Origin of the sequence: Pseudomonas sp. PB120, assembly GCF_009761815.1 — a bacterium.
In the GTDB taxonomy this organism is placed as follows: domain Bacteria; phylum Pseudomonadota; class Gammaproteobacteria; order Pseudomonadales; family Pseudomonadaceae; genus Aquipseudomonas.
In genome coordinates, this window is the sequence record NZ_RWIN01000103.1 from 21,024 (window position 1) to 43,296 (window position 22,273).

Below are 22,273 nucleotides of genomic sequence, written 5' to 3' on the forward strand. Positions count from 1 at the left end.
TCTGTGGCGAGGGAGCTCGCTCCCGCTGGGCTGCGAAGCGGCCCCGAAACTCGAGCCAATGTGATTTCAATGCGCCGCGTGTGCAGGTTTGCGACTGCTGCGCAGCCGAGCGGGAGCAAGCTCCCTCGCCACAGGTGTTGCTGAGAGAAGGTGATTGCTTCGGCGGACAGAAACCCAGTGTCTTTTTCCTGTCCATACAAGCTGTTACTGTACGGCCCACAAAGCCCAAGCCGCCTGGATCGGATCTCTGACTTGAAGCGTCCCCTCCTCCTGCTCCTGATCAGCCTGGCCTTGAGCTCCTCCGCAAGTGCGACGATCAGCGAAAGCCATGGTTATGCGCAGTTCGGCACGCTCAAGTACCCGGCCAGATTTACCCACTTCGACTGGGTCAACCCGCAAGCGCCCAAGGGCGGAACATTGCGGGTCATGGCGTTTGGCACCTTTGATACGCTCAACCCCTACACCTTCAAGGGCTCCAGCCCGGTTTCCACCCCCAATTTCCTGCAATACGGCATCAACGAACTCAACGAACCGCTGATGGTCGGCACCGGTCAGTACGCGCCCTCCGGTGACGAGCCGACGTCGAGTTATGGCCTGATCGCCCAATCGGTGGAATACAGCGAAGATCGCAGCTGGGTGGTGTTCAACCTGCGCCCCGAAGCACGTTTTCACGACGGCACGCCGATTACCGCTTACGACGTGGCGTTTTCCTACCGTTTGCTGCTCAAGGAAGGCCATCCGCAGTACCGCACCAGCCTCCAGGAAGTATCGCGGGTCGATATCCTCAACCCGCTGCGAATTCGCTTTGTGTTCAAGCGCGCGGGCAATCCACTGCAGATCCTGCGACTGGGCGAATTACCGGTGCTGCCGCAGCACTACTGGAAAGGCCGCGATTTCAAGGCCACGACCTTTGAGCCGCCACTGGGCAGCGGGCCGTACCGCATCACGTCCGTCACGCCGGGGCGCCAGATCATTTTCGAGCGGGTGAAGGACTACTGGGGCAAAGACCTGGCGGTCAATCGCGGCAAGTACAACTTCGATCGCATGGAAGTCGAGTTCTACCGCGACAGTGACGTGGCGTTCGAAGCCTTCAAGGCCGGTGAATTCGACATCTACATCGAACACCAGGCGAAAAACTGGGATAACGGCTACAACTTCCCGGCCGTCGCCCGTGGCGATGTGATCAAGGCGCAAATCCCGCACCAGATTCCGACCCAGAGCCAGGGCCTGTTCATGAACAGCCGCCGGGCGAACTTCTCCGACGCCAAAGTCCGTGAAGCGCTGGGGCTGATGTTCGACTTCGAGTGGACCAATCGCACCCTCTTCAGCGGCGCCTATAACCGCGCCATGAGTTACTACCCCAACAGCGAGTTCTCCGCCACCGGGCTGCCGGTCGGCCATGAATGGCTGATGCTCAAGCCGTATCGCGAGCAACTGCCCGCCAGGCTGTTCACCGAGCCGTTCAGCCTGCCGCAGACCCAAGGGCGCGGCATTCCCCGGGAAACCCTGCGCAAGGCCCTGGGCCTGCTGGCCGAAGCGGGCTGGAAACTGAACGGTCAACATGTCCAGAACGCAGCGGGCCAACCGTTGCGCCTGGAAATCCTGTTGGTCAATCCGAACCTGGAACGCATCCTTCAGCCCTACGTCGAGAACCTCGCCAGCATCGGCATCGACGCCCGACTGCGCACGGTCGACCGCGCCCAATACAAGCAGCGCCTCGATCAGTTCGATTTCGACATGATCCTGATGACCCTTAATCAGACCCTCAGCCCGGGCCTGGAGCAATGGCAGTACTTCCATTCCAGCCAGGTCGGGGTCAAGGGCAGTAAAAACTACGCCGGCATCGCCAACCCGGTGGTCGATCACTTGCTTGAACAACTGCTCGCAGCCCAGACCCGCGATGAGCAAGTCGCCGCCGGCAAAGCCCTGGACCGGGTGCTGTTGTGGCAGCACTACATCATTCCCAACTGGTACCTCAATTATCATCGCCTGGCCTACCGCAACCGGTTCGCCTTTGTCACCACGCCGCCCTACACCCTGGGCCTGAGCGCGTGGTGGCTGAAGTCTTCGGAGAAAGATCAATGAAACCCGTACGCGCCCTGCTCCTGCAGGCCAGCGGTCTGTTGTTCGCCGGGCTGGCCTGCGCCGCCCCGCAACATGCCCTGACCCTGTACAACGAGCCGCCGAAATACCCGGCCGACTTCAAGCACTTTGACTACGTGAACCCGGACGCGCCCAAGGGCGGGATCTTCCGACAGGCCGGTTTCGGCGGTTTCGACAGCCTCAATCCGTTCATCAACAAGGGCGTCGCGGCGGACGATGTCGGCATCATCTACGACACCCTGACGAAACACGGCCTCGACGAACCCTTCACCGAGTACGGCCTGATCGCCGGCAAAATCGAGAAAGCACCGGATAACAGTTGGGTGCGTTTCTATCTGCGGCCCGAAGCGCGTTTCCACGACGGCCATCCGGTGCGCGCCGAGGACGTGGTGTTCAGCTTCCAGACCCTGATCAAGGACGGCGCACCGCTGTACCGCGGTTACTACAGCGACGTCGAGGAAGCCGTCGCCGAAGACCCGCTCACGGTGCTGTTCAAGTTCAAGCACAGCAACAACCGTGAGTTGCCGCTGATCCTTGGCCAGTTGCCGGTGCTGCCCAAACACTGGTGGGCGACCCGTGATTTCAACAAGGGCAATCTTGAAATCCCGTTGGGCAGTGGCCCCTACAAGGTCGGCGAAGTGAAGGCCGGGCGCTCGGTGCGTTATGAACGGGTCAAGGATTATTGGGGCAAGGACTTGCCGGTGAACCGTGGGTTCTACAACTTCGACGTGATGGCTACCGACTATTACCGCGACAACACCGTGGCCCTGGAAGCGCTCAAGGCCGGGCAGTTCGATTACTGGCTGGAGATGGCCGCGAAGAACTGGGCCAACGCCTACAACATTCCCGCTGTCACCGAAGGCCGATTGATCAAGGAACAGATCCCGAACGAAAACCCGACCGGCATGCAAGGTTTCGTGTTCAACCTGCGCCGCCCGGTGTTCCAGGACGTGCGCGTGCGTCAGGCGCTGACCCTGTTGCTGGACTTCGAGTGGACCAACAAGCAACTGTTCAACGGCGCCTATGTGCGCACCCGCAGCTACTTCGAGAACTCGGAAATGGCCGCCACCGGCCTGCCGGACGCCGAACAGCTGGCGATCCTCGATCCGTTCCGCAGCAAACTCCCGGCCGAGGTGTTCAGCGAAGCGTTCCAGAACCCGACGACCGACGCCAGCGGCATGATCCGCACCCAACAGCGCAAGGCCTATCAACTGTTGCAAGAGGCCGGATGGCGGATCGTTGACGACAAGATGGTCGACGCCACTGGCAAACCGGTAACCATCGAGTTCCTGTTGGCGCAGACCGAATTCGAACGCGTGCTGCTGCCATTCAAGCGCAACCTCAGCGACCTCGGCGTTGATCTGGTGATCCGTCGGGTCGACGTCTCGCAGTACATCACCCGAGTGCGTTCCCGGGACTTCGACATGATCGTCGGCAGCTTCCCGCAGTCCAACTCGCCCGGTAACGAGCAGCGCGAATTCTGGATGTCCGCCGCCGCCGACAAGCCCGGCAGTCGCAACTCGATGGGCCTGAAAGACCCGGTGGTGGACCAGTTGGTCGAGCAACTGATCAACGCCGACTCACGCAAAAGCCTGGTGGCCCACGCTCGGGCGCTGGACCGCGTGCTGCAATGGGGTTATTACGTGATCCCCAACTGGCACATCAAGACCTGGCGCGTGGCGTATTGGAACCACATCGGTCATCCGAAAATTTCACCCAAGTACGACATCGGCACGGCCACTTGGTGGATCAAGCCCAATGTCACACCGGCGATAGAAGTCGAAACCAAACTGCAAGCCGACCCTGCGGGCACGGAGTAATCAGATGCTGGCGTATATTTTTCGGCGACTGCTGCTGATCATCCCGACCTTGCTCGGCATCCTGCTGATCAATTTCGTGATCATCCAGGCCGCCCCCGGCGGGCCTGTGGAGCAGATGATCGCCAAGCTCGAAGGCTTCGAAGGCGCCACGAGCCGCATCGCCGGTGGCGGTGCCGAAGTGTCGGTGGCCGGTTCCGCCTATCGCGGTGCCCAGGGCCTGGACCCGATGCTGGTGAAGGAAATCGAGCACATGTACGGCTTCGATAAATCAGCGCCGGAACGTTTGTGGATCATGATCAAGAACTACGCCACCCTGGATTTCGGCGACAGCTTTTTCCGCGACGCCAAGGTCATCGACCTGATCAAGGAAAAGATGCCGGTGTCGATCTCCCTCGGGTTGTGGAGCACGCTGATCATGTACCTGGTGTCTATCCCGCTGGGGATCGCCAAGGCGACGCGGCACGGCAGCCACTTCGACGTCTGGACCAGTTCGCTGATTATCGTCGGCTACGCCATCCCCGCGTTCCTGTTCGCCATCCTGCTGATTGTGCTGTTCGCTGGCGGCAGCTATCTGGACTGGTTCCCGCTACGGGGCCTGACCTCGAACAACTTCGACGAACTGAGCATGGGCGGCAAGGTGCTCGACTACTTCTGGCACCTGGCATTGCCGGTGACCGCGCTGGTGATCGGCAACTTCGCCACCATGACCTTGCTCACCAAAAACAGCTTCCTCGATGAAATCAACAAGCAGTACGTGGTCACCGCCAAGGCCAAGGGCCTGACCAATCACCGCGTGCTGTACGGCCATGTGTTCCGCAACGCGATGTTGTTGGTGATCGCCGGTTTCCCGTCGGCCTTTATCGGCATCTTCTTCACCGGTTCGTTGCTGGTCGAGGTGATTTTTTCCCTCGACGGTTTGGGGCTGATGAGTTTCGAAGCCGCGATCAACCGCGATTACCCGGTGGTGTTCGGCACCCTCTTCATCTTCACCTTGTTGGGACTGGTGGTGAAACTGATCGGCGACCTCACGTACACCTTTGTCGATCCGCGCATCGACTTCGAAAGCCGGGAGCATTGAGATGAATCTGTCCCCGCTCAATCGACGGCGTTTCGAACTGTTCAAGGCCAACAAGCGTGGCTGGTGGTCGCTTTGGCTGTTTTTGGTGCTGTTCGGCCTGAGTCTCGGCGCCGAGCTGATTGCCAACGACAAACCGCTGGTGGTGCATTACGACGACGGCTGGTATTTCCCGGCGCTCAAACGTTATCCGGAGACTACCTTCGGCGGCGAATTTCCCCTGGAAGCCAACTACAAGAGTCCTTACATCCGCGAACTGCTCAAGGCCAAGGACGCCTGGGTGCTGTGGGCACCGATTCCCTTCAGCTATCAAAGCATCAACTACGACCTGAAAGTCCCGGCGCCCGCGCCGCCGTCGGCGGACAACCTGCTGGGCACTGACGATCAGGGCCGCGATGTGCTGGCGCGGGTGATCTACGGTTTCCGGATTTCGGTGTTGTTTGCGCTGACACTGACCATCCTGAGTTCGATCATCGGCGTGATTGCCGGTGCGTTGCAGGGTTTCTATGGCGGCTGGGTCGACCTGGCCGGGCAGCGATTCCTGGAGATCTGGTCCGGGTTGCCGGTGCTTTACCTGCTGATCATCCTCGCCAGTTTCGTGCAGCCCAATTTCTGGTGGCTGCTGGGCATCATGCTGCTGTTCTCGTGGATGAGCCTGGTGGACGTGGTCCGCGCCGAGTTCCTGCGTGGGCGCAACCTCGAGTACGTGCGCGCGGCCCGGGCGCTCGGGATGCAGAACGGTGCGATCATGTTCCGCCATATCCTGCCCAACGCGATGGTCTCGACCATGACCTTCATGCCGTTCATCCTGACCGGCGCCATCGGCACCCTGACCGCCCTCGACTTCCTGGGTTTCGGCTTGCCGCCCGGTGCGCCGTCCCTCGGTGAGCTGGTGGCCCAGGGCAAATCCAATCTGCAAGCGCCGTGGCTGGGTATGAGCGCGTTTGCGGTATTGGCGTTGATGTTGAGTTTGCTGGTGTTTATCGGCGAGTCCGCTCGCGATGCCTTCGACCCGAGGAAGTGAAATGAATCAGGACAATCTGATCGAAGTGCGCGACCTCGCCGTCGAATTCGTCGTCGGCAACCACAGTCAGCGTGTCGTCGAAGGCGTGAGTTTCGACATCAAGCGCGGCGAAACCCTGGCGCTGGTGGGCGAAAGCGGCTCGGGCAAATCGGTGACGGCACACTCGATCCTGCGGCTGCTGCCCTACCCGCTTGCCCGGCACCCGTCCGGCACCATCGAGTATGCCGGGCATGATCTGCTGAGCCTGAAAGAGAAAACCATTCGCCACATCCGCGGCAACCGGATCGCGATGATCTTTCAGGAGCCCATGACCTCACTTAATCCGCTGCATTCGATCGAGAAACAGATCAATGAAGTGCTGGGCCTCCACAAGGGCCTGATCGGCAAAGTCGCGACCAAACGCACCCTGGAACTGCTGGAGATGGTCGGCATCCCGGAACCGCACAAACGGCTCAAGGCCCTGCCCCACGAATTGTCTGGTGGCCAGCGCCAACGGGTGATGATTGCCATGGCCCTGGCCAACGAACCGGAACTGCTGATTGCGGATGAACCGACCACCGCGCTGGACGTGACCGTTCAGCTGAAAATCCTCGAATTGCTCAAGGAATTACAGGCTCGCCTGGGCATGGCATTGCTACTGATCAGCCACGATTTGAACCTTGTGCGAAGAATTGCGCATCGCGTATGTGTCATGCAGCGAGGTTGCATCGTCGAACAGGCATCGTGCGAAGAGTTGTTCCGCGCACCGCAGCATCCGTACACTACGATTTTGCTGGCAGCGGAGCCCAGCGGCACCCCGGCGACCAATGTCATTGGCCCGCCATTGCTGGAAGTCGAGGACCTGAAAGTCTGGTTCCCGATCAAGAAAGGCCTGCTGAAGAAGACCGTGGACCACATCAAAGCGGTGGACGGAATCAATTTCAGCCTGCCTCAGGGGCAGACCCTGGGGATTGTGGGAGAAAGCGGTTCCGGCAAGTCGACCTTGGGTCTGGCGATTTTGCGGTTGATCGGCAGCCAGGGCGGGATCCGTTTTGAAGGCAAGCAGCTAGACTGCCTGACGCAGCAACAGGTTCGACCGCTGCGACGGGAGATGCAGGTGGTGTTTCAGGACCCGTTCGGCAGCCTGAGCCCGCGGATGTGCGTCAGCGAAATTGTTGGCGAAGGCCTGCGGATCCACAAGATGGGCACCGAGGCGGAACAGGAACAAGCGATTATTGCAGCACTCAAGGAGGTAGGCCTGGATCCGGACACCCGGCACCGCTACCCCCACGAATTTTCCGGCGGGCAGCGGCAGAGAATCGCCATTGCCCGGGCACTGGTGTTAAAACCGGCGCTGATTCTGCTGGACGAGCCGACATCGGCCCTCGACCGGACAGTGCAGCGCCAGGTGGTTGAGCTTTTGCGTTCGCTGCAAACCAAGTACAACCTGACGTATCTGTTTATCAGCCATGACCTGGCTGTCGTCAAAGCGCTGAGCCACCAGCTGATGGTGGTCAAGCATGGCCAAGTGGTCGAACAGGGAGACGCGCAACGTATTTTTGCCGCCCCCCAACATCCGTATACACAGCAGTTGCTGGAAGCCGCTTTTTTGGCACCAGCCACTGCGCAATAACCTGAAAGAGAGGAGCAACACATGGGTTTTCTCGCCGGTAAGCGCGTACTGATCGTCGGTGTCGCCAGCAAGCTGTCCATCGCATCCGGCATCGCTGCCGCCATGCATCGCGAGGGCGCTGAGCTTGCCTTCACTTATCAGAACGACAAACTCAAGGGTCGTGTCGAAGAGTTCGCACAGAGCTGGGGTTCCAACCCGGACCTGTGCTTCCCGTGCGACGTGGCCAGCGATGAAGAAATCGCCAAGGTTTTCGTTGAGCTGGGCAAGAAGTGGGACGGCCTGGACTGCATCGTGCACTCCGTCGGCTTCGCCCCGGGCGACCAACTGGACGGCGACTTCACCGAAGCCACCACCCGTGAAGGTTTCCGCATTGCTCACGACATCAGCGCCTACAGCTTCGTGGCCCTGGCCAAGGCTGGCCGCGAAATGATGAAAGGCCGCAACGGCAGCCTGCTGACCCTGTCGTACCTGGGCGCCGAGCGCACCATGCCTAACTACAACGTCATGGGCATGGCCAAGGCTTCGCTGGAAGCTGGCGTCCGTTACCTGGCCGGCTCCCTGGGCCCGGACGGCACCCGCGTCAACTGCGTATCGGCCGGCCCGATCCGCACCCTCGCCGCTTCCGGCATCAAGAACTTCCGCAAGATGCTGGCCGCCAACGAAGCGCAAACCCCGCTGCGTCGCAACGTCACCATCGACGAAGTCGGCAACGCCGGCGCCTTCCTGTGCTCGGACCTGGCGTCCGGCATCAGCGGCGAAATCATGTACGTAGACGGTGGTTTCAACACCACTGCGATGGGTAGCCTGGAAGAGTAATCTTCTGATAGCCCATTAAAAAACCCGCCTGATCAGGCGGGTTTTTTTTGCTTTCATTGTGGGTAATGCCTCACGGCCGAGGCCTGTTTCCGTAGTCGAATGAACCCGCCGGCGCTTGGCACCCCCATGGAAGCAAAAGCTAAAGCTGACGCGTGATTAATGCCAGCAGATCGCCCTGAAGGTTGAGGTGCCGCCGATGGAACGCGAGGCGAGGGTCGGGCGATTTGTTCCCCGGCCTGACTAACTGGGGGAATAACACCAACTCCAGCACCGCCTGCTGCAGGCGGTGGCGACAACTCTGTAAGAATGAGATTGTCGTACTGCGTATTCGGGATTCGATAGGTCGATCCGGATTGCGCAACTGTCTGCAGGCCTGCATCGGGATGAAGGCCGTGCCCGTACTGACTCACTTCAAAGTCGCCGGTATGGTGAACACCGAACATTTGTGCCCTACTTTTAGGGTCAGCCCGGTTCAAGAAAGCCTTTGCTACATCGTAATCTGACGTTGCATAGAGACCTGGCCCTAGCCGCTCACCGCTGGCGTGCATAGCTGCACCAGAAAGCGTACCGCCATTCTTGAGGCCAGGGAGAGGCGCCCTTGCTCCAACGTAGTATCCAACGAATTGTCCTTGTGCCTTTGGCGGTAAAACGTTCAATGCTCGGCTTTGCATTATAAGCACATGCCCTGTCGGATCCGTCCTGAGCACCGGATTCCCCTGACAATACGCATATGCATTCAATCCCCCCCTGCCAAACGGACTCCAACTGTCGGGGCTGTTAAACCGCATCAGCACCGGACTGAACGCCCGATAACCATTGCCCAGCAAGTAACGCCCGGTCACCGGCTCCGGGCGTTCACCGTTGAACCCCAACAAGCTGGTCAAGCCACTTTCATTTCGTCGATGACCATAGGGTGAATAAGTGATGGGCTGTTGCGAAACGTTGCTTTTGAATACATGCAGCACCGAACGTTGTTGATCGGTGGCGAGCAGAGCAGTGTCGAGCGCGTTACCCGTTCGATGTTGTTCGGCAAGCAGCAGATCACCCTGCTGGACGACTGAATAGCTCAACGCCCCCTCAATCTCCGTTGCCAAACGGCTTTTGCAGTAAAAGCGCTGCCGCTCCAGCGCATCCGACTGGGCGTGACTCGTCAGGCGATCCAGTGGATCGTAGCGATAGTGGCAGAGCAGCCTTGCCTGTGAAGAACGCATGGGAACTCCTGGATTTCAAGTTCGGGGGGCCTGAGTATTTACGGTAATGCATCTTTGGGGAACTATCAGAACTGATAGGTAGCGGCTGACACTACCGTCTGAAACGCGTTGGAGTGCGGTGTTTCAGCACTACGTGCAAGGGCAAATGCCGATCAGTTAAGCCGCAACACGGTCCGTAGCAGCTGGCGTAGCCTGCGTTCGGCTTCGAAGCAGTCGTGAAACCTGAGTTCGGGGTTTTCCTGAAGTACCGCATTGCATGATTTAACGACTGCTTCGCAGCCGAACGCAGGCTGCGCCAGCTGCTACATAACGCGTGTTTTGCCTGCTGTCTCTCTAATGGTTTCAGCTTTGACTCAAGCAGTGTGGGTTCGGAGATTAGCTATCCGATGGCGTCAGGCAGTTGGCAAAGAGTTGCTGGATCGGCTGTGTACGCTGGCTATAGCGCTGGAGCAACACTATCTCCCGATAGAACGTGTGCTCGCCCAGCGGGATGATCCGGACCTTTGCACCATGCTCCAGCCAGAGCCCGGCTTCCGGCAGCAGCGATATGCCCAATCCGCACTCCACCATCTTCACAATGGCCTCCAGTTCATCCAGCTCCAGCGCCACGTGCACATCAATCTGTTGTTCACGCAGAAACCGCGTCACCAGGCGTCCACCGAATGAGTTGCGGTCGTAGCGCACGTGCGGGTGTTCTGCCAATAACTGCAGCGGGTCATCGCCTTGCAAATCCGCCGGCACCATCAGCACGAACGGTTCGCGCCGAATGATCTGCGCTGTCAATTCCTTGGGCAATTCGAACGGTGGCTTGATCAGGATCGCCAGGTCCACCTCCCCGGTATCGACCTGGCTCAACAGGTTCAACGACACGCCGGGTACCAGTTTCGGCTCCAGCAGGGGCGCTTGCTGCCTCAACCGCACCAGCGCCTGAGGCAGCAGCCCGGTCTGCGCCGTGGCCACCGCGCCGATTTTCAGTTCACCGCGATACTCACTGACGTCATCGCTGACCGCCATGCGACTGAAGGTCTCCAGCATTTCCCGGGCCATCGGCAACGCCCGTTGCCCCGCCGCATTGAGCAGCGCCTGACGCCCGGTGCGATCAAACAGGCGGATGCCCAAGGTCTGTTCCAGATTACGGATCTGCGCGCTGACGGCCGATTGGGTCAGACCGATGTGCATCCCCGCCGCCGCGAACGTGCCGTAGCGGGTCACGGCGATGAAAGTTTTCAGTTCGCGCAGCATGGCGTTCTCGACTGATCAAAATATTTTGAGCTCGACGCAAAAATTATCGTCTTTTAATCAAAAAGCACAGAGCTAAACTCAGCTGAATTCCCGACGACTGAGGCCGATCAATGCAACTCTCCCCTTTTCATTTGGCTATCCCGGTGTATGACCTGGCGGCTGCACGTCATTTCTATGGCGAAGTTTTCGGCCTCGAAGAAGGCCGTTCCAGTGATCACTGGGTGGATTTCAACTTTTTTGGCCATCAACTGGTGATTCATCTGGCGCCGAAAAACGCCTCACAGGAAGCGGCTCATACCAACGCCGTAGATGGCCATGACGTGCCGGTGCCACATTTCGGGGTGGTGCTGGGCATGGCGGAATGGGAAGCGCTGGCCGAGCGGCTGAAGGCACTCGGCACAGCCTTTGTGATTGAGCCGGGCATTCGGTTTCAGGGGTTGGTGGGTGAGCAGGCGACGATGTTTCTGTTCGATCCTTGCGGGAATGCGCTGGAGTTCAAGGCGTTCAAGGATATTGGACAGTTGTTTGCAAAATAGTGGTGACTGCCAAGGCCTCATCGCGAGCAAGCTCGCTCCCACAGGAGATGTGTGATCGCCCTAGTGGCTCAGCGCTAACTCGGCATCGGCCAGCAGTTCTTCCACCGAGGCGTAACGCACAGGGTCGAACTCGATCTGACCGATGCTGAAGCGGATGTCGTAACCGCGGTGCATCGTGGCGTTGCGTTCGTCGAGGATTTCTTCGAGTCGCGCCTTGATGGCGGTCAGCTCCACAGCGCTGGAACCCGTCAGCAAGGCGACAAACTCATCGTCGCCAAGCCGGCCGATCACATCGTTTTCGCGAAACGCGATGCGAAGCACGTCAGCGAAGGTTTTCAGGGCGTCGTCGCCTTCGGCACGGCCGTACAGATAGTTGATGTGCTTGAAGTTATCGAGATCGAAAAACAGCAGCGTCGCTGGTGTGCGCAACCGTTGGCAGGCGTCCAGCCCTAATTGGGCCAGGGCGGTGAAACCGTGGCGATTGGGCAGCAGCGTCAGCTCGTCCATGCTCGCCATTTGCACGCCAATGACTTCCTGCTCGGCCTTGCGGGCCAGGTCACGCAGCAATTCACGTTCCTGTGTTGGCGATAGCAAGGGTTCGTTGCGAGCGCCGGTTTTGAGCGATTTGCCTGGGATTAGCATGGCTAGCTCCAGTGGCGGGTATGTACTTTAGAGTCGTCCACCGAGGTTTCACTCCCTGTTAACGGACCGCCGGTCAACTTCCCTGTACAGGACACGGCCCTCCAGCGTCCGCCCACAGCTTGAATTGAGTGACGAAAATGTCGTGCGGCACCGGCACGGGCGCGCGATTGCCGCCCGGGTTCCAGCCCCACAGCACCAGTTTGTCGTCGCTGACGTGCTTGATCAGTGCCGCAAAATCACGGTCGCCATTGCTGGAGCGGTCCTTGATCATTGCGCACAAGCGGTCGGCCGGCAGCCCGATCCAGGCCATTTTGTGCGCGGCCGGCGGCAGGCTCCAGTGCGGCGCTCCCGGCGGCGCGTGAGGCCCGTAACTGGCCGGCGGGTTGTTGTCGGCGTGGCAGGTGGCGCAGGGCAAACCTGCCGAACCCTTGCCGTCCATGCCACGCACGACGTTCATCGCATGAGGCACGCCGGCGTCGAACTGCAAGGGCGAATCGCCGGGGATGTGGCAGTTCTGGCAGCGTGGGCTCTGGAAAACCTTCTGCACGGTTTCGAACGCCTTCAAGGCTTCCTTGTCGTCCGCGAACAGGCTCGAGGCGTAGATCGCCAGGATGACCAGCACCACCGAACCCAGAATCAGATGTCGTTTCATCTCACACCCCCGACAGTTGCAGCGGCAGTTCCCGCAAGCGCTGCCCGGTCAGGGCAAACACCGCATTGGCCACCGCCGGCGCCGTGGGTGGCACGCCGGCTTCACCGATACCGCCGGGCTTTTCGGTGCTGGGCACGATGTGCACTTCCACCACCGGCATTTCGTTGAGCCGCAGCACCTGGTAGTCATGATAATTGGACTGCACCACCTGCCCGTCCTTGAAGGTCAGCTTGCTGTGCAAGGTGAAGCCGAGGCCGAAGGTGATGCACGACTCCATCTGCGCCGCGATGCTGCGCGGGTTGACCGCGATGCCGCAGTCGACCGCGCACACCATGCGATGCACGCGGATCGCCAGATTGTCCTGGGACACTTCGGCGACCTGCGCCACGTAGCTGCCAAACGACTCGTGCACCGCCACACCCAACGCATGACCGTCCGGTAATGGCGCGTTCCAGTTGGCTTTCTCCACCGCCAGATTCAGCACGCCCAAGTGACGTGGATGAGCCTTGAGCAAGGTTCGCCGGTACTCCACCGGATCCTTGCCGGCCGCCTCGGCCAGTTCATCGATCAAGGATTCCATCACGAACGCGGTGTGACTGTGACCGACCGACCGCAGCCACAACACGCTGATGCCGGTTTTCGGTGAGTGCAATTCCACCTGGTGATTGGCCAGGTCCTCAAGGTACGGGCTGTCGGCAACGCCCTCGACCGAGGTTTTGTCGACGCCATCCTTGACCATGGTTGCCGCAAACGCGGTGCCGTCCATGATCGACTGCCCGACCATCACGTGCTTCCAGGCAACGGGCAAACCGCCGGCATCCAGGCCGATCCGCGCCTGATGCAGGAACGCCGAGCGGTAGTAGCCGCCACGGATGTCATCCTCGCGTGACCACACGGTTTTCACCGGCGCGCCCGCCGCCTTGGCCACCTGCACCGCTTCGGCGACAAAATCCGAGGTCGGATTGGCCCGGCGACCGAATCCACCGCCGAGAAATTCGGTGTGGATCTCGACCTGCTCCGGTTTGAGCCCGGTGATTTTCCCCGCGATCATTTGATCCAGCGTCTGGAATTGGGTGCCTGTCCAGATCTCGCATTTGTCCTTGCTGATTTTCACCGTGCAGTTGAGCGGCTCCATCGGCGCGTGGGCCAGGTACGGCACGCTGTACTCGACATCAATCGTTTTTGCCGCCTTGGCCAGAGCCGCTTCGGCATCGCCGGCCTTGCTGGCAGAGGCCCCTGGCGTAGTCGCGAGTTTGCGGAAACTTTCCAACAGCTTTTGACTGTCGAGGCCGGTATTCGGCCCCAGGTCCCACTCGACCTTCAGCGCATCACGCCCCAGTTTCGCCGCCCAGTAGTGATCGGCGATCACCGCCACACCCGTGGGCACCTGCACCACCTTGTGCACGCCCGGCACCGCCAACGCTTCGGCGCCTTCGAAGGATTTGACGCTGCCGCCCAACACGGGCGGGCGCGCGACCATGGCCGTCATCAGCCCCTCAAACTGCACGTCCATGCCGAATTTGGCGCGGCCGGTGATTTTTTCCGGGGTGTCGAGGCGCTGGGTCGGCTTGCCGATCAACTTCCAGTCCTTGGCGTCCTTGAGCTTGATCGAGGCAGGGTCCGGCACTGGTAATTTACCGGCGTCATCGGCCAGTTCGCCGTACGTCGCGCGGTTGTCGCCGGCCATCACCACACCCGATTCAGTACGGATGTCAGAGGGGGCGACGTTGAAGCGCTTGGCCGCCGCGTCGATCAACATCAAGCGCGCCGCCGCGCCCGCCTGGCGATAACGGTCGAATTCCATCCAGGTCGAGGTCGAGCCGCCGGTGATCTGCATCCCGCCAAACCCGGCCAGGCCGTACTCGGCGGCCGATGCGGGGGAATGTTCGACGCGGATTTTCGACCAGTCGGCGTCCAGTTCCTCGGCGATCAACAGGGTCAGGCCGGTCCAGATGCCCTGCCCCATTTCCGAATGGCCGAGCAGCACGGTGACGCTGTTGTCATTGCCGATGCGCAAGAAGGCATTCGGTGCGAATACGTTGCCTTGATTCTCGGCGCCGAGGGCAAAGCGATGGGCGCCAGGAATGACGAACGCCACCACCAGCCCACCACCCAACACGGCACTGCCTTTGAGAAAACCACGGCGGGATATCGGATTGATGCTGTTCATGAATCATGCCCCCTCAACCGATTTCAGCGGCGCGCTTGACCGCTGCACGGATCCTTGGGTAGGTGCCGCAGCGGCAGATGTTGCCGGAGAGCGCCTGATCAATGTCGTTGTCGGTGGGCTTGGGGATCTTCGCCAGCAACGCGGCAGCGGACATGATTTGCCCCGACTGGCAGTAACCGCACTGCACCACATCCAGTTCGGCCCAGGCCTGTTGCACCGGGTGCGAGCCGTCGGTGGACAAACCTTCGATGGTGATGATTTTCTGGCCGTGGGCCACGGCCGTGGCGGGCGTGATGCAGGAGCGCAACGGCGCGCCGTCGATGTGCACGGTGCAAGCCCCGCACTGGGCCATGCCGCAACCGAACTTGGTACCGGTGAGGTGCGCGACATCGCGCAGGACCCAGAGCAGCGGCATGTCTGCGGGGACATCGAGCTCCTGATCCTTGCCATTGATGTTAAGGGTCAGCATGGCGAATGTCCTCGGACTCACGGTGACGCCGGTGTTTTTTATAGGAGCAAAGGTCGGCGTTATCCTTTCAGCTAAGCGCAAATTGCCGGGCGAGACCGGTTCATCGACCACCGGTCACATGAAGGCTGCACTAAAACTGTAGGAGCGAGCTTGCTCGCGAAGGGCTACAAAACACCGCGTATAGCCAGGTAGCACGCGTTTTCGTTAGCGACCATCGCGAGCAAGCTCGCTCCTACAGAGGTGCGGTAGGGGATTAGAAATCCGTGGAGACGGAGACTTCGCGCCAGGTTTGCAACTCATCGGCGACGAAGGTGTTCTTGGCTTCGATCGCCGCGACGCAGTCACTGCCCAATGGCAGGCGCAGCGGGGCGGTTCGTGCTTCCACCAGGGTGATCATGGTCTGTGCGAGTTTGTCGGGGTCGCCGGGCTGGTTCAGGGTCACGGCCTTGGCGATTTTGCGCACCTCTCCGGCCGTGCTGTCGTAGTCGGCAATCGAGGCTGGGGACTCGACCAGGGAGTTGCCTTCGAGGAATTCGGTACGGAAGTAACCCGGTTCGACCACCGTCACCTTGATGCCCAGCGGTTGCAGTTCGGCGTACAGCGCTTCGCTCAAGCCTTCGACGGCAAATTTGGTCGAGCAGTACACGCCGAAACCCGGCCCCGACTGATAACCGCCCACCGAGGACAGGTTGATCACATGCCCGCTGCGAGCACTGCGCATGTACGGCAGGATCGCACGGGTGACATTCAACAAGCCGAACACGTTGGTTTCGTACAAGCGCCGCACTTCATCGGCGCTGGCCTCTTCTACCGCGCCCAGCAAGCCGAAGCCGGCGTTGTTGACCAGCACGTCAATACGCCCGAAGTGCTCGATGGCCGCCTTCGCGACCGCAATGCCTTGGGCTTCGTTGGTCACGTCCAGCGAAACGGCGAGCAACGCCGGTTGCGTACCGAAGCGTTGCGTCACCGTGGCTGCATCACGGGCGGTCGCTACCACGGCGTCGCCGTTGGCCAGTGCGGCGGCGGCAATCTTTGCGCCGATGCCACGGGAAGCGCCGGTGATGAACCAGACACGTTTGAAAGAGTGGGAAGTGGTCATGATGAAGTTCCTTGTTTGCGGTTGGGGTGAGCACAAGGTACGCAGAAGGATTGATCGGAAAAATGGCCTCGTGCTACAAGCACTATGAAACTCTCTTTCATAATGGCCCCGAGATGAATCACGATCCGTTCGACGGCTTGACCGAGTTTCTGGCGGTGGCCGAACACAAAAGCTTCACCCTCGCGGCGACTCGATTGGCGGTGACGCCCACGGCCGTCAGCCATGCAATCAAGCTGCTCGAACGCCGCACCGGGGTGCTGCTGTTCCAGCGCACCACGCGCCGGGTCGCATTGACCGAGGCTGGCGCCAGCCTGTTCGCCCGCTTGCGTCCGGCAGCCAGTGAAATCGATGACGCCCTGGCGGTGCTCAGCGGTTTTCGCGACCAACCCATGGGCACGTTGCGCATCACCGCGCCACGCCTCTCGGGGAGTCTGTTGATCGAGCCGCTGATTCCGTTGTTTCGCCAGGCCTACCCGCAAGTCACCCTCGATATTTCCCTGGACGACGCCACGGTCGACCTGATGGAAAACGGGTTCGACGCCGGGATCCGGCTGGGAGAATCCATCGAGAAAGACATGATCGCCGTGCGCCTCACACCCGACCTGCAATGGTCGGTGGTGGGCTCGCCGGCCTACTTCGCCGAGGCCGGCACACCGCTCACCCCGGAAGACCTGACGCGGCATCAATGCATCGGCTTTCGGTTTGCCAGCTCGGGCACTGCGCACCGTTGGGAGTTTCGGCGCGACGGACGCGACTTCACCGTGGGCGTCGAGGGTGGCGTGATCGTCAATGACCGCAGGCTGCTGATCTCCGTGGCCCGCAATGGCCAGGGATTGGCTTACGCTTGCGACCTGGAAATCAGCGACGAACTGGCGAACGGCCAACTCGAACGGGTGCTGCAACCCTTCGTGCCGTTGAGCTCAGCGTTGTATCTGTACTTCCCCAGCCGCACCCAGACCCAGCCGAAGCTGCGGGCGTTCATTGATCTGGCAACGCAATGGATTGCCGACCAGGGTGGTGTGCGCCGCTAGACCCGAGGCTTGAGCAGGATGCCGGTGTAGCGCGTCAGGAACAGGCCAAATGCTGCGCACCAGAACAGCGCCGAAACGGCCAGCCCCGCCGAGGAAAACGGCACGAGCAACACGCGGCACACCCCGGCGATCAGTACCAGCGCAAAGCCGACGATGATGGCTTTCGAGGGCTGCAGCATTCGCCCGGTATGGCCGAGGCTGACCCGCGCAATCATCGCCAGGATCAATCCTCCTATCCCTCCCACCGCCAGTGAATGGGTGGCGAGGCTTTGTTGCGACATCAGGCCGGCGTGCCACAGCGCCATGGCCAAGGTCGCCACTGCCAGCCAGGCATAAGCCAGGTACAGCGACCAGAGCAATGGCACGCGCCAGATACCCCGATCATGCCAGCGCCACAGGCGCAGCAAATGCAATGCACTGATCACCAGAAACAACGCCGCCAACCAACGCCTCGGGACATCGTTCAAGCCGGCGGCAAACGATACCGCCGCGAGCAATCCGCTCACTAACAACACGTAGGTTGGCCATGGATTCGTTGCCGGGGTCGCAGGGCGGTTCAGCCCGCGTTGGATGAAGAATGGAATGACTCGCCCGCCGATCACGCTCATCAGCGCACCGACCAGCCACAGTGCCGCCAGCACGCCCCGCCGCTGCAGGCCTGCGTCATCTGTCCAGAGGCCCGACAAGGTCATCAACTGACAGCCGGCCAGCAGCGCAATCATCAGCAAGATCGGGTAATTTTCGCGCTTGCGTGCTGCCACCAGGTCTCGGCCCAACAGGAAGGCCAGCAGCGGCAGGAAAGGGATCTGCACCACCAGCAACGGCCCCGCCGGAATCGGCATCAGCCAGGCCAGTCGAGCCAGCAACCACAACAGGAACAGGCCAATCAACGGCCAACCCTTGAGCCCCGGACGCCCGGTCCAGTTCGGTACCGCCGTCAACAAAAACCCGGCGATGATCGCCGTGGCGAAACCGAAGGGCATTTCATGTCGATGCCAGGCCAGCATCCCGCCGATGGGTTGCGCGCCGGGCAGCCGGCCGTAGAGCCACAAGACCCAGATGGCCACGGCGATGGCCGCGAACCCTGCGCCGGCAAGAAAGAACGGTCGAAACCCGAGGCTGAAGACGGGCGTATCGGCGAGCCGGCGCATGTCAGGCCACCGCGCCGATCAGGCCTTTACCCAAGCGGTGCTGCGACAGAAGGCGCATCACGTAGCCAATCTTGATCAGGGTCGGACCGATGATGGTCATGGCGTGCATCATCACCAGCACCGCAATCGGCATGTGCCCGTCGTAGAGGTAAGCGCCGTAGATGCCGGCCAGCAGCATCGCCAGGCCAGTGACAAGTACTTTGCTCGACAGGTGCAGAACGCTCAGAGGATTGCTGAAGAAATCGAACATTTTTTGTACTCCTGAAGCGGGTCAGTTGTACGTTTTAGATATCAATTCTCATGCCAGATAATTTTTTCTTATAAATCAATTAGATTGATTTGCAGGAGTCATTATGACTGCGCTTCAAAATAGTCTTAATGACTCTTAGCGAGGTCATAAAGACTCTGATTCATGCAAAACCCGCATACACATTTGTCGATCTACGGTACGGCCAGACGACCACAGCCTGACTACGCTGAAAGTCCATCATGCGTAACTTGGGAGGACAACCACCATGCAACGCGTTCAAAAACTGACACCCTGCCTCTGGTTCGACGATCAAGCCGAAGAGGCTGCAAAGTTTTACTGCACGCTGTTCGATCATTCGAAAATCACCGCCACCACCCATTACGGCAAGGCGGGCCAGGAGTTTCATGGCCGGCCTGTGGGGTCAGTCATGACGGTCAGCTTCGAACTCGACGGGCAGCCATTTACCGGGCTCAACGGTGGCCCGGTGTTCACCTTCAGTGAGGCCATTTCCTTTCAGGTCAATTGTCAGACCCAGGATGAAGTCGACCATTTCTGGGGCGCGCTGTCCGCCCACCCCGAAAACGAGCAATGCGGCTGGCTCAAGGACAAGTTCGGCCTGTCCTGGCAGATTGTGCCGGTGGCCATGATGGACATGTTGAAAGACCCCGACACGACCAAATCCCAACGCGCCATGCAAGCGATGATGTCCATGAAAAAACTCGACATCGCCACGTTGCAGCGAGCCTTTGCCGGCGAGAGCTAATACACTCCGGGCTGGCTTGCCGAGGACACTGACGATGAAGCACCCCGTTGCCAAAAACGCCGACCAGGCCCCGCGCTTCTGGCGCGACGATGCGCTGCCTTTCATTGAAGCCCGTTCCATCGCCGATGGACGTGAGGTCTGCTACACCCGGCATTCTCATGAGCACTTTTCCATCGGGGCAATCACCGCCGGGCGCAGCACGTATGTTCATGAGCAATCGGAATTTGAGGTCAGCGCCGGCACCGTGGTGCTGATGAATCCCGGCGATGTCCACGCCTGCAATCCCATCGACGACCAGCCCTGGTCGTACCTGATGTTGTATGTCGATACCGCGTGGTTCACCGATTTGCAGCACCAGCTCGGGTTCAGCCATGACCTGGCCTTTCGCCGTTTCGCCATCACACATCTTCGTGACATCCGACTGTTTGACGGACTCAAGGGTTTGTACGACGTGTTGGTCGATCCGCAGCAAGACGTGCTGGGCAAACACAGCGCCACGGTGGAGTTTTTTACCGAGGTGCAGCAACGGCTCAACCCCGGCGACCCGCCGCTACGCGAACCCAATTTCAAGCTGGAGCGGGCCGCTGATTACATCCGCGACCATTGCACACAGATGCTCAAGCTCGAGGACATTTGCGAGGCGGCCCAGCTTTCGCCTTCCTATCTGATTCGCGCGTTCAAACTGCGTTATGGCATGACGCCGCATGCGTTCCTGGTCAACCGGCGCATTCAGTTTGCACAGGACCAATTGCGCAACGGCAAACTGATCGCCGATGTGGCGCTGGAAGCGGGGTTTGCTGATCAGGCGCACTTCCAGCGGGCGTTCAAGCAACACCTGGCGGCGACACCGGGGCAGTATCGCGGATAGGAACCCCACACAACCCTGTGGCGAGGGAGCCTGCTCCCGCTGGAGGGCGCAGCACTCCCAAAAAAGTGGTTGTCGCCAGAGGCTTGGGGCCGCTGCGCAGCCCAGCGGGAGCAAGCTCCCTCGCCACAAAAAGCACTCACGGGAACAACAGGTACACCGCGCTGAGCGCCAACAACAACGCCATCACCCGATTGAACACCCGCATCCCCGCCTGATTGCTCAGGTAGCCGCGCAGAAAAGTCCCGGCATAAACCCAGCAGCCAACGGACAGATAGCAAATCACCAGATACACCGCCGCGAACTGCCAGACCAGCCGCGCTTCGCCGTCAGCCACGAACGCGCCCATGCCCGCCACACATGCCAGCCAGGCTTTGGGGTTGAGCCATTGCATCACCGCGCCGTACAGCATCGACGGGGCCCGGCCTGACTCTTTGGCGTCGAGTCGACCATCGTCCGCCGCCAGTTTCCAGGCCATGAATAACAGGAACGCTACACCCGCCAGTTGCACCACCCGTGTCAGCGCCGGCCAATGCCGCAAGACTTCGTGCAGCCCCAACCCCATCAGCACCAACAACAGCACAAAACCCAGCGTCGCCCCGGCCACATGCCGCTGGCTGGCCCGGAAACCGAACTGCGCCCCCGAACTCAACGCCACGATATTCACCGGTCCCGGCGTAATCGAGGCCACCAGCGCAAACGCTGCCATGGACATAATCAAACTCATCGCACACCTTCTTCAATTCAATGGAAGCAGCGCTCAAGGTAATGAGCGCCCGGTACCCCCGTATTGAAGAAAAATGCCCAACGAACTGTTGTAGGAGCGAGCTTGCTCGCGATGGAGGTCAACGATAACGCTTTCTTTACTGGCTAAACGTGGCGCTCTTGAGTTCTTCGCGAGCAAGCTCGCTCCTACATTGGAACGTAATCATCCTCGTGCAATTTGCAGCCCCCGATAACCGCAAGCAAGGTCGAGTACTGAATAGCACCAAGTGTATGGCGACTTCGATCACTCGCTGTATGGGCCGGACCACCCGCCATCCATGATAAAAATACGCTTCTTGCACCAGGAGCCCCGCAATGGACCTCGCTACCCTCACCCTCTTCCTCCCGGCCTGCTTCGCCTTGAACATGGCGCCAGGCCCGAACAATCTGTTGTCGGTCAGTAACTCGACCCGCTATGGCTATCGCACCGCGTGCCTGGCCGGAATCGGCCGCTTGCTGGCGTTCGCCGGGATGATCGCCCTGGCGTCGGCGGGGCTGGCGGTGGTGCTGCAGACCTCGGAGTTGTTGTTCTACGGGATCAAGATTCTGGGGGCGGCGTACCTGCTGTATCTGGCGTGGCAATTGTGGCGGGCGGACCCTGGCGCAGAAACTGTGGTGACGAGCGCGCCGGCGGGCATGCTGGCCCTGGCGCGACAGGAATTCCTGGTGGCGGCCGGCAATCCGAAAGCGATTCTGATTTTCACCGCGTTCCTGCCACAATTCGTCGACTCGACCCGCGCGATCACGCCACAGTTCGCCGTGCTGGGCGCGTTGTTCCTGGTGCTGGAATGGATCGCCATCGCCGCCTACGCCTACATGGGCCTGCACATGCGCCGCTGGTTTGCCGAGCCACGGGGCAAGCGGATGTTCAACCGTTGCTGCGCGGGATTGCTGTCGGCGGCAGCCTCGGTGTTGCTGATGGCACGCCGGGCCTGACCACCCCACCAACCTAAACTGTACGAGCGAGACCGGCTTGC

Annotated in this window: 21 protein-coding genes; 11 read left to right on the forward strand and 10 right to left on the reverse strand. The window is 60.3% G+C overall.

The genetic code is table 11. The annotated features are described in order from the left end of the window. The first annotated feature begins 270 nt into the window (after window positions 1-270). The 6 genes from EJA72_RS19045 to fabI are packed head-to-tail and all read left to right on the forward strand — an operon-like array spanning window position 271 to window position 8,450. Window positions 271-2,085, forward strand: a complete 1,815-nt coding sequence (locus tag EJA72_RS19045; protein ID WP_372240721.1) for an extracellular solute-binding protein — start codon at window positions 271-273, stop codon at window positions 2,083-2,085. After that, complete coding sequence (locus tag EJA72_RS19050) at window positions 2,082-3,923, forward strand: extracellular solute-binding protein (RefSeq protein WP_157712956.1); 1,842 nt, start codon at window positions 2,082-2,084, stop codon at window positions 3,921-3,923. Before EJA72_RS19045 ends, EJA72_RS19050 begins: the two co-directional genes overlap by 4 nt. 4 nt (window positions 3,924-3,927) lie before the next feature. Beyond that, window positions 3,928-5,001 (forward strand): microcin C ABC transporter permease YejB, encoded by a 1,074-nt coding sequence (locus tag EJA72_RS19055; RefSeq protein WP_157712957.1) that lies wholly within the window; start codon window positions 3,928-3,930, stop codon window positions 4,999-5,001. A 1-nt stretch (window position 5,002) separates the two neighbouring features. Next, entirely contained in the window at window positions 5,003-6,022 is a 1,020-nt protein-coding gene (locus EJA72_RS19060; protein ID WP_157712958.1) for an ABC transporter permease, read from the forward strand. 1 nt (window position 6,023) lies between these two features. Then, entirely contained in the window at window positions 6,024-7,634 is a 1,611-nt protein-coding gene (locus EJA72_RS19065; RefSeq protein WP_157712959.1) for an ABC transporter ATP-binding protein, read from the forward strand. A 21-nt stretch (window positions 7,635-7,655) separates the two neighbouring features. Next, window positions 7,656-8,450: an enoyl-ACP reductase FabI gene (gene fabI, locus EJA72_RS19070; RefSeq protein WP_008152082.1), complete on the forward strand. Its 795-nt coding sequence runs from the start codon at window positions 7,656-7,658 to the stop codon at window positions 8,448-8,450. A 53-nt stretch (window positions 8,451-8,503) separates the two neighbouring features. Here fabI and EJA72_RS19075 read toward each other — a convergent pair whose 3' ends face one another. Continuing rightward, on the reverse strand, window positions 8,504-9,661 hold the full coding sequence (locus EJA72_RS19075) for an RHS repeat-associated core domain-containing protein (protein WP_157712960.1): 1,158 nt from the start codon (window positions 9,659-9,661) through the stop codon (window positions 8,504-8,506). A gap of 375 nt (window positions 9,662-10,036) precedes the next feature. Continuing rightward, window positions 10,037-10,903 carry a LysR family transcriptional regulator gene (locus tag EJA72_RS19080; protein ID WP_157712961.1) on the reverse strand — a complete coding sequence of 289 codons (867 nt, stop codon included), beginning with the start codon at window positions 10,901-10,903 and terminating at the stop codon, window positions 10,037-10,039. A gap of 110 nt (window positions 10,904-11,013) precedes the next feature. Here EJA72_RS19080 and EJA72_RS19085 point away from each other — a divergent pair, with 110 nt between their 5' ends. After that, a complete protein-coding gene (locus tag EJA72_RS19085) occupies window positions 11,014-11,439 on the forward strand; it encodes a VOC family protein (RefSeq protein ID WP_157712962.1) in 426 nt (141 codons plus the stop codon). Between the two features lie 60 nt (window positions 11,440-11,499). Here EJA72_RS19085 and EJA72_RS19090 read toward each other — a convergent pair whose 3' ends face one another. The 5 genes from EJA72_RS19090 to EJA72_RS19110 all read right to left on the reverse strand — a co-directional run bounded on the left by EJA72_RS19090 (window position 11,500) and on the right by EJA72_RS19110 (window position 16,471). Then, window positions 11,500-12,081 carry a GGDEF domain-containing protein gene (locus EJA72_RS19090; RefSeq protein WP_157712963.1) on the reverse strand — a complete coding sequence of 194 codons (582 nt, stop codon included), beginning with the start codon at window positions 12,079-12,081 and terminating at the stop codon, window positions 11,500-11,502. 73 nt (window positions 12,082-12,154) lie between these two features. After that, on the reverse strand, window positions 12,155-12,733 hold the full coding sequence (locus EJA72_RS19095; RefSeq protein WP_157712964.1) for a hypothetical protein: 579 nt from the start codon (window positions 12,731-12,733) through the stop codon (window positions 12,155-12,157). Window position 12,734: 1 nt separating this feature from the next. Then, window positions 12,735-14,903 carry a xanthine dehydrogenase family protein molybdopterin-binding subunit gene (locus tag EJA72_RS19100; RefSeq protein WP_157712965.1) on the reverse strand — a complete coding sequence of 723 codons (2,169 nt, stop codon included), beginning with the start codon at window positions 14,901-14,903 and terminating at the stop codon, window positions 12,735-12,737. Window positions 14,904-14,916: 13 nt separating this feature from the next. Continuing rightward, a complete protein-coding gene (locus tag EJA72_RS19105; RefSeq protein ID WP_157712966.1) occupies window positions 14,917-15,372 on the reverse strand; it encodes a (2Fe-2S)-binding protein in 456 nt (151 codons plus the stop codon). A gap of 253 nt (window positions 15,373-15,625) precedes the next feature. Then, window positions 15,626-16,471 (reverse strand): oxidoreductase, encoded by an 846-nt coding sequence (locus EJA72_RS19110; protein ID WP_157712967.1) that lies wholly within the window; start codon window positions 16,469-16,471, stop codon window positions 15,626-15,628. A 113-nt stretch (window positions 16,472-16,584) separates the two neighbouring features. On the opposite strand from EJA72_RS19110, the gene EJA72_RS19115 reads away from it, so the two are divergent. Then, window positions 16,585-17,502, forward strand: coding sequence for a LysR family transcriptional regulator (locus EJA72_RS19115; RefSeq protein ID WP_157712968.1), 918 nt, complete (start codon window positions 16,585-16,587; stop codon window positions 17,500-17,502). Here the strand turns inward: EJA72_RS19115 and EJA72_RS19120 are convergent. Together EJA72_RS19120 and EJA72_RS19125 are read right to left on the reverse strand one after the other, a co-directional pair. Continuing rightward, a complete protein-coding gene (locus tag EJA72_RS19120) occupies window positions 17,499-18,653 on the reverse strand; it encodes an NnrS family protein (protein ID WP_157712969.1) in 1,155 nt (384 codons plus the stop codon). The genes EJA72_RS19115 and EJA72_RS19120 overlap by 4 nt on opposite strands. A gap of 1 nt (window position 18,654) precedes the next feature. Continuing rightward, the gene (locus tag EJA72_RS19125) at window positions 18,655-18,903 is read right to left on the reverse strand and encodes a transmembrane sensor/regulator PpyR (RefSeq protein ID WP_157712970.1); all 249 of its coding nucleotides are present in this window, start codon (window positions 18,901-18,903) and stop codon (window positions 18,655-18,657) included. A gap of 265 nt (window positions 18,904-19,168) precedes the next feature. Between EJA72_RS19125 and EJA72_RS19130 the strand changes: the two genes are divergently transcribed. After that, window positions 19,169-19,666, forward strand: coding sequence for a VOC family protein (locus EJA72_RS19130; protein WP_157712971.1), 498 nt, complete (start codon window positions 19,169-19,171; stop codon window positions 19,664-19,666). A 34-nt stretch (window positions 19,667-19,700) separates the two neighbouring features. Further along, the gene (locus EJA72_RS19135) at window positions 19,701-20,534 is read left to right on the forward strand and encodes an AraC family transcriptional regulator (protein ID WP_157712972.1); all 834 of its coding nucleotides are present in this window, start codon (window positions 19,701-19,703) and stop codon (window positions 20,532-20,534) included. A gap of 136 nt (window positions 20,535-20,670) precedes the next feature. Here EJA72_RS19135 and EJA72_RS19140 read toward each other — a convergent pair whose 3' ends face one another. Then, window positions 20,671-21,258, reverse strand: coding sequence for a LysE family translocator (locus EJA72_RS19140; protein WP_157712973.1), 588 nt, complete (start codon window positions 21,256-21,258; stop codon window positions 20,671-20,673). Between the two features lie 353 nt (window positions 21,259-21,611). Here EJA72_RS19140 and EJA72_RS19145 point away from each other — a divergent pair, with 353 nt between their 5' ends. Further along, window positions 21,612-22,232 (forward strand): LysE family translocator, encoded by a 621-nt coding sequence (locus tag EJA72_RS19145; RefSeq protein WP_157712974.1) that lies wholly within the window; start codon window positions 21,612-21,614, stop codon window positions 22,230-22,232. The last annotated feature ends 41 nt before the right edge of the window (window positions 22,233-22,273 follow it).